Annotated in this window: 8 protein-coding genes; 4 read left to right on the top strand and 4 right to left on the bottom strand. The window is 56.4% G+C overall.

Annotation, left to right across the window (positions count from 1 at the left end):
- On the bottom strand, positions 1-1,792 hold a 1,792-nt coding region (locus tag NCN06_RS12735; RefSeq protein WP_250399029.1), incomplete at its 3' end, for an Rne/Rng family ribonuclease.
- Between the two features lie 257 nt (positions 1,793-2,049).
- On the bottom strand, positions 2,050-4,713 hold the full coding sequence (locus NCN06_RS12730; RefSeq protein ID WP_250399028.1) for a TIGR03960 family B12-binding radical SAM protein: 2,664 nt from the start codon (positions 4,711-4,713) through the stop codon (positions 2,050-2,052).
- A 53-nt stretch (positions 4,714-4,766) separates the two neighbouring features.
- On the opposite strand from NCN06_RS12730, the gene NCN06_RS12725 reads away from it, so the two are divergent.
- Genes NCN06_RS12725 through NCN06_RS12710 form a run of 4 tightly spaced genes read left to right on the top strand, consistent with a single transcriptional unit; the run spans position 4,767 to position 8,679 of the window.
- A complete protein-coding gene (locus tag NCN06_RS12725; protein WP_226397932.1) occupies positions 4,767-5,993 on the top strand; it encodes an LL-diaminopimelate aminotransferase in 1,227 nt (408 codons plus the stop codon).
- 47 nt (positions 5,994-6,040) lie between these two features.
- A complete protein-coding gene (clpS, locus tag NCN06_RS12720; protein WP_115022714.1) occupies positions 6,041-6,361 on the top strand; it encodes an ATP-dependent Clp protease adapter ClpS in 321 nt (106 codons plus the stop codon).
- Positions 6,362-6,365: 4 nt separating this feature from the next.
- Positions 6,366-7,238, top strand: a complete 873-nt coding sequence (locus tag NCN06_RS12715) for a DUF8676 domain-containing protein (protein ID WP_226397931.1) — start codon at positions 6,366-6,368, stop codon at positions 7,236-7,238.
- A gap of 4 nt (positions 7,239-7,242) precedes the next feature.
- On the top strand, positions 7,243-8,679 hold the full coding sequence (locus NCN06_RS12710) for a sulfatase family protein (protein ID WP_226423283.1): 1,437 nt from the start codon (positions 7,243-7,245) through the stop codon (positions 8,677-8,679).
- Here NCN06_RS12710 and NCN06_RS12705 read toward each other — a convergent pair whose 3' ends face one another.
- Positions 8,680-9,327: a sulfotransferase family 2 domain-containing protein gene (locus NCN06_RS12705; RefSeq protein ID WP_226397929.1), complete on the bottom strand. Its 648-nt coding sequence runs from the start codon at positions 9,325-9,327 to the stop codon at positions 8,680-8,682. It abuts the gene before it with no gap.
- A gap of 18 nt (positions 9,328-9,345) precedes the next feature.
- A complete protein-coding gene (locus NCN06_RS12700) occupies positions 9,346-10,935 on the bottom strand; it encodes a photosystem II high light acclimation radical SAM protein (RefSeq protein WP_226423284.1) in 1,590 nt (529 codons plus the stop codon).
- Between the last annotated feature and the right edge of the window lie 206 nt (positions 10,936-11,141).

Here is an 11,141-nt window from a genome sequence, read left to right as displayed (position 1 = left end):
CCAAGGGGGTGATCTCCACCATCAGGGGTGCAGTCTCATCCGGGACGGAAGACGTCACGACAACTGGAGTTTCCGTGGCAGGGGTCACGGCGGGCTGACTGACGCCATTACGTGCGCCTGAACGGCCACCACGCCCGCCGCGACGACGACGCCGTCCTGCAGTTGCCGCCAGTTGCTGCCGAGCAGCCTCCAGCACCTCCTGCTCATCCTCGCCAGGGCTAACAACCCTCACAACAACATTGTCGGATTCAGGAGGCTCTTCCAGCAACAGGGCAGGATTCAAACCAAGCCAGCCAAACAACTGCTGCTGTTCGTCGGTCATGGGGACGGCAACCAATTCAGGGTCCTGACGACGGGCTATCGCAGGCTCATGCGCCTCTTGCGTCGACACCTCAGGAGCGGTCGTATCGGAGGTATCGACCGGAAGGACAGCATCCTGAGTGCCGCGCCCTCGGCCACCACGCCGCCTCCGGCCATTCCCGCCGTTCTCTCCGGGAGAAACCACTTCAGCGCGGGCAGAAGCAGCGGAACGAACCAATCCCGTGGCGGTCGCCAGGGGCTGGAGAAGATCTTTGCCTGGGAGCACAGCCACGTGGCCCAGGCCCCCACAGCTGGGGCAGGCCCGTCCGAAGAGTTCGTAAATGTTCTGCCCTTGACGCTTGCGTGTGAGCTCCACCAGGCCAAGTTCACTGAGCTGTGCTATCTGCGGTCGAGCTGAATCGTCACGAACGGCTGTCGTGAAATGCTCCAGCAACTGGAGCTGATCACGACGGGAATCCATATCGATGAAATCGATGATGATCACCCCGCCGATGTTGCGAAGCTTGAGCTGACGAGCGATCTCAATCGCAGCCTCGCAGTTGGTCCACAGAACGGTTTCTCGAGCATTGGCCGAGCGCGTGAACGATCCGGAGTTCACGTCAATCACCGTGAGCGCTTCGGTGGGCTCGATGATCACGTATCCACCGGAAGGCAGGTCAACCCGAGGCTTGAGCGCATCGCGGATGGCGGCATTGACCTTGTAATGCTCCAGCAACTCGCTGGGTTCACCGTGGGCTTCTACAAGAACATTGTTGGCATCAGCACCAAGGAAGCTGCTGACACGGCCCACGGCAGCGGCATCGTCCACCACAACCCGGGCCAAATCCGGCCCCATGTGATCCCGCAGAATCCGGTGGATGAAATCTTCATCGCGATTGAGAAGAACAGGGGGGGCTGCTGTCTCAGCTGCTTGCTGAATTGCCTCCCACTGGCGCAACAACGACTCCAGATCTTCAATCAGGAGATCTTCACTGATGCCGTCGGCTTCCGTTCGAATCAGCAGGCCAGCCCCGGGCGGCTTGATCAGAACACCGAGGGCACGGAGTCTGTTCCTCTCTGCATCGGAACTGATGCGTCGGGAAATGTTCACCCCCTGACCATGGGGCTGGAGCACCAGATAGCGCCCAGGCAGGGCAAGGTTTCCAGTCAGCCGTGGGCCCTTGGTACCGGTCGGTTCTTTCATCACCTGAACCAGAACCTTTTGACGAGGCTCGAGAAGTTCAGTGATCCCAGCAGAACCTTTCTTCAGACGCAGCGGCCCGAGATCGGTGACGTGGATGAAACCATTTTTCTCACTTTCACCGATATTGACGAAAGCGGCATCAATGCCGGGCAAAACATTTTCAACCGTTCCGAGATAGACATCTCCGATCTGATAACGACCCTGCGCGACGATCAATTCGTCAACACGTTCATCGGTTAGCACTGCTGCGATGCGCAGCTGCTCCGCGATGACAATTTGCTGGGGCATAGGAGGACTGGTTGAGCCCAATTCAGGGCCATATCCGTTGTGGAACCTGCCGGTCCGCACTCACGGGTTGATGGAAAGATCTGAGCTGGTCAATGTGACCAAAAGGATGCGGAGCTTGCACTCCTATGAATCAAGCTTGGGGGTTCCGAAATAGACCGCCACGCAAGCCGTGATATGGACCTCGATATCCGTGTGGGATCAGACAAGACCGGAACAAGAGTGGTCCCGACGGACAAAACACTTGCTCTGTATTCAAACTAGCACTGAGCACTAAGGATCAGAGCTTCACGGGTCAAGTGTTGCACTTGCAAGGGCTGCCCGACTATCTCGGCAAGCCAGTGCTGAATCTGAGCAGGGCGCAAGCTTCGGCCCATGTCATCCACCGCTGCTTCCAACCGCAGGCGAGCGGCCCCACTGGAGTTCTGATTCGTCACTTGAAGCGCTTTCAAAGCTGGGCGGCAATCTCGCTCTCTGGGGCGCCCCTTCTTATCAGTGTCGTGCCATACCAAGGTCTTGGCCTGCAGCAGTTGATCGACAGCCGCACTCCAGTCCACAGGGATCTGCGTCTGCTCGTCCTGAACGAGATCAAAACACCAAACAGCGCCCGTCAGTTCTTGAGAGAGGCTTTTCCCACGAACGGGAACCTCTGCTGCCGCTAACAGCTGAATCCCATCCGGCAACAAGGGCTGGAGCGTGCTGCAGAAGTGATTTGGGTCCTGTACCTCGGTGAATTCCAGATCCATCCACTCGCTCTGGGCCTCGGCGCCGAGGGGAAGGGCCAGAGCGATTTGAACGCGAGGCAGGGGATGAAACCCTCCGGTGAAGCTGATCGGGAGAGCACTGCGGCGCAGGGCTCTCTCCAGCATTCGCATCAGATCGAGATGACTGAGCAGCGCCATCGATCCCGTTTTGGCGAATCGCACCCGGATGCGACACACCCGTTCGCTTGGAGGCGCCTGCGTGGGCACTTGGATCGGCACCTCGGGAGCAGGGACAACCACGTTGTGCCCCAAATCCGGGCCACACACACCACAGCTGCTGCATCCGTCAAAGGAGCAGTCCGGCACAACCGCCGCGGCAAGAGCCCGTTGCAGATCATCTGTCAGCCAGGCCTTATCGATGCCTGTATCGATGTGGTCCCAGGGGAGCGGCTGGGCACAGAAGGCTTCTAGGTCCTCCCGATCCAGCGCGGCCACGGCACTCCAGCCCCCGACCTCCATCTCCCGATAACGCCCTTCCAAACCAGCGTCCGCAATAGCTCCGGTCCAGGCGGCATAGGCACGATCCAGCGACTCAAACCACGCATCCATTCCGGCACCGGCCCTCCAGGCCGCCTCGATCACCGGTGCCAGGCGCCGATCACTGCGACCAACAAAATCCTCCATGGCGGACAGCCGCACATCGGTGAAGTTCACCTTCACGCCGCGCAAACGCCTGAAGACCTCCCTTAGCAGGGTCTGCCGCCGCTCAAACTCAGCAGTTGAGACGCTGTGCCACTGAAATGGCGTGTGGGGCTTGGGCGTGAAATTGCTGATCGTGATATTGAGGTTCAGCCGACCCAGGTCACGACAGCGCTGCTGCAGCATCACGCAGGTCTCTGCAATGCCGAGGACATCGGGATCCGTCTCCCCAGGAAGGCCGATCATGAAATACAGCTTCACCTTGCGGTAGCCGTTCTGCATGGCGGTGCGGATGCCATGCAGCAGGTCGTCATCGGTCAGGCCCTTATTGACGATGTCGCGGAGTCGCTGCGTACCGGCCTCTGGAGCGAAGGTCAGGCCCGCTTTTCGCGTACCGCCCAAAATGTGCGCGATGTCTTCATCAAAGCGATCCACCCGCTGACTGGGCAGCTGAAGCGTGACGTTCTGATCCGCGAGGCGGTTCCGCAACTCAACCCCTACCGCCGGCAGCGCTAGGTAGTCGCTGCAACTAAGTGACAACAAGGAAAAATCGCTGTAGCCGGTTTGTTTCATCCCGGTTTCAACAGCTTCGATCACCGCCTCTGGTTCAACATCCCGGGCTGGACGCGTCAGCATCCCTGGCTGACAAAAGCGACATCCCCTGGTGCAACCACGTCGAATCTCCACCGTGAGACGGTCATGCACCGTTTCCACATGGGGGACAAGGCCCATGGCGTAGTGGGGCATCGGCGTCGCCACACGCCGGAGAACCCTCTCAGGAACATCAGGATGGAGCGGCTGGAGGGTGACTCCGTCCGCGCCCAGCTCGTAGAGAGAGGGCACATAAACGCCGGGAACCTGGGCCAGATCGCGGAGCAGTTGCGATCGGGTCAATCCATCGGCTTTGGCCTGAGCCACCACTAGACCGATCTCGGGCAGCAGTTCCTCCCCGTCCCCCAGTGCAACGAAATCGAAGAAAGAGGCGTAGGGCTCTGGATTGCTGGTGGCTGTCGGACCGCCCGCGAAGATCAGCGGAGGAGCTGCAGGATCACTCAGCGGCAAGTCGCCACGATCGGCGGCTCGAATCGGCACCTGGGCAAGGTCCAGCATCTCGAGGATGTTGGTGGCGCCGAGTTCGTAACTCAGGCTGAAGCCCAGAATGTCGAAGGTGGGCAAGGGCCGACGGCTTTCCACCGCAAACAGCGCCTGACTCCGCTCCCGCAAGCGGCCGGCCAGATCGGCGGCCGGGAGATAAGCGCGATCGCACAATTGCCCAGGCACGGCATTGAGGATCGAATAGAGGATGATGTGGCCGAGATTGCTGGAGCCGACCTCGTATATCTCGGGGTAAGTGAGCGCCCAGCGCACCGATGCGGCTTGCCAATCCCTTGGTTCGACCCCTAACTCATGCCCCATGTACCGGGCGGGTTTATTGATGCCGCTGTCCACCAGGGCATGGAAATCAACCGGGTGATCCGGGGTTGAGACGACCACGACGGATGTCCTTACTCCTGAAGTCATCGTATGGAGCTGCCGACACGGCAAGATGCCCCGCAGACATAGCTTCCGGTTCCGTGGTTCAGGTCAACGGCAATTACCTCAAGCTCAAGGCGGGCTACCTGTTCCCTGAGATCGGTCGGCGCGTGAAGGCGTTCAGCACCGACCACCCCGATGCAGCGCTGATTCGCCTGGGCATCGGTGATGTTACGGAGCCCTTGCCACTCGCCTGCCGTGAGGCGATGAAGACAGCTATCGATGCAATGGGCACAGCCGAAGGCTTTCACGGCTACGGCCCCGAACAGGGCTACGGCTGGCTGCGGGAGGCCATCGCCAAGAACGACTTCCAATCCCGAGGCTGCGACATCAGTGCAGAGGAGATTTTTGTCTCCGACGGCTCCAAATGCGACAGCAGCAACATCCTCGACATCCTTGGCGAGGGCAACAAGGTGGCTGTCACCGACCCCGTTTACCCGGTGTATGTCGACAGCAATGTGATGGCCGGCCGCACCGGTGAAGCCGGTGCGATCGGTCGCTATGCGGGCCTGAGCTACCTCCCGATCAGTGCGGACAACGGCTTTGCAGCGCAGATTCCCAGTGAACCTGTCGATCTGATTTATCTCTGCTTCCCCAACAACCCCACTGGTGCAGTCGCCACCCGGGAGCAACTCCAAGCCTGGGTGGACTACGCCCGTTCCAATGGCGCCCTAATCCTGTTCGATGCGGCCTATGAGGCCTTCATCCAGGACCCAGCCCTCCCCCACTCCATTTTTGAGATCGACGGCGCCCGGGACTGCGCCATCGAATTCCGCTCCTTCTCCAAAAACGCTGGCTTCACTGGCACACGCTGTGCTTTCACCGTGGTGCCGAAAGGGCTGAAAGGCAAGGCAGCCAGCGGTGAGGACGTTGAACTCTGGGGGCTATGGAACCGGCGCCAGAGCACCAAATTCAACGGTGTGAGCTACATCATTCAGCGCGGAGCTGAAGCTGTTTACTCCGAAGCCGGTCAGGCCGAGGTGAAGGCCCTCGTGAGCTTCTACATGGAGAACGCCGCGATCATTCGCCGCGAACTCAGTGAGGCAGGCCTCACTGTTTATGGCGGCGAACACGCTCCCTATGTCTGGATCAAGACCCCTGAAGGCATGGACTCCTGGGGATTCTTCGACCATCTCCTCAACAAAGCCAATGTGGTCGGCACGCCCGGGAGCGGTTTCGGCGCCGCCGGAGAGGGTTATTTCCGCCTATCCGCTTTCAACAGTCGCGCCAATGTGGACGAGGCCATGGCTCGCATCAAGGCTCTATGAGCCGCCCCTCATTCGCATTCCCCTTAGATTTCAAAAATCTCGGATCAATGGTCATGGCCGTGGATGCTCCCAGCCAAAACCCAGGAGGTGCGGCTGTTCTGGACAAAGCTCCGGAACGGGTTCGCAAGCGCTCACCTCGCTACAAGGTGCTTCTGCACAACGACCCGGTGAACTCCATGGAATATGTGGTGTCCACCCTTCAACAGGTTGTGCCCCAACTCAGCGAGCAGGACTGCATGGCCGTGATGCTGGAAGCCCACAACACAGGTGTTGGCTTGGTGATCGTGTGTGACATCGAGCCAGCTGAGTTCTATTGCGAAACACTGAAGGGCAAAGGGCTGACAAGCTCCATCGAGCCCGAGAGTTAGTGAGATGAAGCAACTGCTGGACAGGTTTCTCCTGCTTCAGCCGGTCTGGCTGCCCACACTTCTGTTCATTCCGCTGCTCTACGCGTTGGGGTGGATTACAGCTGTCCCTCTCACGCTGCTTGGGCTGCCAGCACATCAGGTCTCGCTCACAGGGACCGTTCTGAGTTTTGTGCTGTTTCTGCTGGTGATGCCACGATGGGCCGCCCTGCGATGGTCTGAAAATCACCCTTGGAGACGGCTAGGGCTAGTGGGTCGTAATCCGAGGAATCGCATTCCTCACGTGACTTCACTGAGCATCGGCCTTTTGATGTCCCTTGCGCTCGTCACCGTGATTGTGAGCTTGCTTGTTTTCACAGGAGGTGGGACATGGCAAGGGAGCCTGGATATCAATGCGCTGTTCAATTGCCTATTACTTGCCCTCGGCGTCGGACTGGCAGAAGAACTGATCTTTCGTGCCTGGCTTTGGGAAGAGCTCACGCTGATCATTGGCGCTACGGGCGGCATGCTCGGGCAAGCAGCGCTATTCAGCCTGGTGCACACACGTTTCAACCTCGGCATTTTGCCGATGCTGGGTTTATTAACAGGGCTATTTCTATTAGGGCTGGTCTTGGCTCTACTCCGGTACCGCAATCGGGGCTCTTTATGGGGAAGCATCGGAATGCATGGGGGGCTTGTCGGGATCTGGTTCCTTGTTCATCAGAACCTAATGACAATCAATCCAAGTGCACCGATTTGGCTGGTGGGTCCAGGGGGATCTAATGCCAATCCTTTGGGGGGGGTTGTTGGGATCCTTAGCTTGACTGCAATAGTCGCCTACCTACGCCAACACACTCAGTCAACTCGCTTGCGGCAGTCAACACACTCAGTCCACGACTAAAACAATGCTCAAGCAACGATTGCAGTCAATAAAGCAAAGGCTGACGAATCGACGCCCTCACAACGTCATTATTATTTTTGCCGACCAGTTGCGAGGAACGACGGATATCAATCAATGCCATACACCCACTCTTGATTACCTAAAAAGCCAAGGAATCAACTTTCCAAACGCAATATCCGGATGTTCACAATGCTCTCCTTACCGAGGTTCATTACTAACCGGCCTCTATCCACTCCAGCACGGGGTATTGGTCAATGATGCAACTCTGACACCCACACATAATTCCATCGCTACCGCATTCAAGCGAAATGGTTATCACACGGCATACATTGGAAAGTGGCATGTCCATGGATCGCCCACCGGAGGATTTGACCGAAGGAACTCACCAATCCCCAGACAATATCGTGCAGGCTTTGACCATTGGCAAGGGAATGAATGCAACCACAACTACAACCAATCCCCATTCTTCTTGAATGACGATACCAAACAAAAATTCTGGAAGGGCTATGACGCCATAGCCCAAAGCCGTTGCGCCGCAAAACTGATCAAAAAATTCGCACAGAATGCGCAACCCTTTTTCCTCACCGTCTCATGGGGACCACCCCATGATCCGTATCATTCAGCCCCCCAGGAATATCAAGACTTATACGACAAATCAAACATCAATATCCCTAAAAATGTTCCGAGCGAGCATCACAAAAAAGCGAGAAATCAATTACATGGGTACTACTCCCATATCTCAGCCCTCGACGACTGCTTAAAAATCATCCTGCGTAGCCTCAAAAAAAGCAATCTTGAAGACAAGACCATTGTGGTCTTTACATCAGATCATGGCGACATGATTTTCAGCCATGGCTTAACCAGAAAGCTGTTCCCATTTGAAGAATCTGTGCGCGTCCCGCTCATCATCAGAGACCCAACCAACAAACATCGTGCCGGGCAGCAATGCAATGCACCTATTGACGCACCTGACCTGATGCCAACACTGCTTGGATTAGCGAACCTCAAACAGGAGGATCATTTACAAGGCCAAGACTGGAGCATGATCATCCGAGGGCAAAAACCTGGTAACAGCTCAGACGCGGGACTCCTTAGTGCACCAGTACAAGCAGGGCCACTTCAACTGTACGGAGTACAGGCCTATCGTGGCGTGCGAACAAGCCGCCACACCTATGTTCGCAACGCAAGCGGTGCATGGCTTTTATTCGACAATTTCGATGATCCATTTCAGATGAACAACTTGATCAAAAACAAAACAGCGAAGGGAATAAAAGACGATCTAGAACAATTGCTTAGAACCAAGCTAAATAAGCTTAACGACAACTTCGAAAGCAGCGACGAGATCATCGCAAAGCATCGCCTCCAACAACATGTTGCGAGAACCGGCCTGGGCGCTCAAATACCGTGGTCATACCCCTGGAAAACAGGAGACGAAGACTAATTACGCAGAAGGATCAACAAACTTATAACCCAAAAACTCTATATCTTCCGCAAAAATATCGGCAACCATTTCAATCGCTTCTCGATCCGAGTAATAATGCTGGAACGATTGCCTTTTGGATCGATTAGCGTGGCCTGCCAACAGACCTGCCTTCAATCCTAGAGCAGCAAAAACTTGCGCGCAATCTTCGCCAAAGGACTCCAAACGCCCAATTCGATCCACAAGAACTGATCCATCTTGATCAAGAAAAAACCGAACCTGAGGAGTCCACTGCACATGCTCTTTCAGGCGAATCAACTCAAGATAAGACTTAAATTCCGTATCTGATTTCATACCCAAATACTCCATTAAATCCGGCCTTCTCTGCATAAAGGCAAACTGAGAAACAATGCGATCCCAAGGATTCCTCACAAAAGTAAATTTATAGTACGAATCAAAGGCATCACTTCCGACTTCCTGACGAACCTGCCAGGCCAAAAGATGCTGAAGGCCACCGGTCTGATACTTATTTTCAAACCGGGTCACAAACCCCATCCAAAGATCTTGCTCAGTACGACCTTGATCTTTCGGCCAGATCACATCCTCGACAGAGGTTCCACCACACTTAGGAATGTGGATAAAAATACATTTTTTATCGTGAGAAATCACAACGATTTGGGGCTGAAATCAACGAACAGCCGTTGCCAAAGCAGCACGGCCAGAAACAGGAGCACGCAACGCTTCCTGAAGTGGAGCCACTCCGTAATCCCTTTCGAGGAGCGACATCACCGTGCGACCGAAATCGGCAGGATTGCGATCAAAGGCCTCGAGACACACCCGGCCGAAGGTGCTTCCCATCGGCTCCGGGTTCCAGAGAAGCTTGCGCGCGGTCCACGGCATCATGCTCATCGGGTTGTAACCCGGCTTGATTAAGCCCTGATCGAAACCGTACTGCTCGAGATGGGTATGCGGTTGCAAACCGATGAAGAAGATCGCAGGCTCAACCCGATCAACACCGAAAATTGTTTCAAGCTCCCGGTGATAAGCCACGGTCTGTCGAATGGTCTCCGGCCGCTCATCGATCACGTTGAAGGAGTAGTTGACCGAGACGTGATCGCGAAAGCCAGCTTCCGCAAGCATGCGGCAACTTTCCAACACCGTCCGCAAGTTGTATCCCATGCGCATCTTTCGCACGAGCTCTTGGGAGCCTGAAGTTATTCCGATCTCGAAATAGCTCATGCCCGTCTCCACCATGAGCTGAGCAAGCTCTGGATCGAGATTGTCGGCTCTGATGTAGGCCGCCCAGCGAATTCCGGTAAGACCTTCAGCTTTAATCGCGCGTAAAAGCTCCTTGGCGTCTTCGATATAGCGCCGAGCGGGAATGAACTGAGCATCGGTGAACCAGAAACCACGCACCCCGCGGTCGTAGAGCTGGCGCATCTCTTTCACGACCTCGGCAACAGGATTGAGGCGCACCTGCTTGCCTTCCACCACTGTGTAGACGCAGTAGCAGCAGTTATGAGGGCAGCCACGCTTGGTCTGAACACCGACGTAGAAGTCACCGCCTTCGAGATACCAGTCGAGCTGGGGCCAAACCGAGGCGATGTAGTCGTAATTGCAGGCTGTCTTGGGACGACTCTCCGGTTGCTCATGGATCAAGCCTGACCGGGGCGGTTCACCAACAACGAAGCAGCGCTCTTGCTCGAGAGACTTACCCTGTATCAACTTTTCTAGAAGCGGCTCCCCCTCGCCGACGGACACAATCGTGCCCTTGGGAAGCGACTTGCCGAGCTGTTCATAGAACACACTGACGGCTCCACCTCCAAGAACGGCCCGCGCGCTTGGCTGGTGACGGCGTGCGCGCTTCAAGCCCTGACGCACCAAACGCTGGTTTCTGCTCAGCTCGCCGTAATGACTCCGCATCAACTGAAGCCCGCCCAAGGCGCCATGGAGTCGCTTCAGTGGGTTGCGGGCATAAAAGACTTCAAACGAATTCTGGAGAGGGTTGCCCCCTCGCCCGTCGACCGGTGCATAGATCTGGATGTCTCTCCAGGAGAACACCAGAAGCGTGGGCTGAAATTGGTCAACGGTCGCGTCCAGCACGCGATGCACGTCAAGCACTGGTAATGCCGCAAGATCCAGGATGCGCTGAGGCATCTCCGGGAAGCACTTGTGCAGATGGTCGGCGAGATAGATCGGCCCGATCGGAAAGATCGGATTGCAGGGCAGCCGCACCAGTAACACCCGTTCTTGCTGTGGTGCCAAGTCAGCTGCCATAGAGCTTCCGGGACGCTAACAAGCGCGACACCCAAAGGCGCTGACGCCCTCTTCACAAGAGCTTCATAAAGCTTGCGATACACAGCGCAAACTTCCGTTACACTCGAAGTCAGGCAGGGCTCTCCTGCCCTTCCTTAAACCGTTCCTTCGGGAACATTTCTTTCCGTTCTCATGACCACCACCCTCCAGCAGCGCTCCGGCGCTTC

The organism is Synechococcus sp. MU1648, from assembly GCF_023630615.1.
Classification (GTDB): Bacteria; Cyanobacteriota; Cyanobacteriia; order PCC-6307; family Cyanobiaceae; genus Parasynechococcus.
The sequence above is the reverse complement of the archived record's forward strand: the minus strand, read 5'-3'. Positions and strand labels throughout refer to the sequence as shown.

Bases quoted from the DNA above. Each gene is read 5' to 3' on its own strand.
- NCN06_RS12715 (WP_226397931.1), top strand. From the start codon at position 6,366: ATGAAGCAACTGCTGGACAGGTTTCTCCTGCTTCAGCCGGTCTGGCTG.
- NCN06_RS12710 (WP_226423283.1), top strand. From the start codon at position 7,243: ATGCTCAAGCAACGATTGCAGTCAATAAAGCAAAGGCTGACGAATCGA.
- NCN06_RS12730 (WP_250399028.1), bottom strand. From the start codon at position 4,713: ATGACTTCAGGAGTAAGGACATCCGTCGTGGTCGTCTCAACCCCGGAT.
- NCN06_RS12700 (WP_226423284.1), bottom strand. From the start codon at position 10,935: ATGGCAGCTGACTTGGCACCACAGCAAGAACGGGTGTTACTGGTGCGG.
- clpS (WP_115022714.1), top strand. From the start codon at position 6,041: ATGGTCATGGCCGTGGATGCTCCCAGCCAAAACCCAGGAGGTGCGGCT.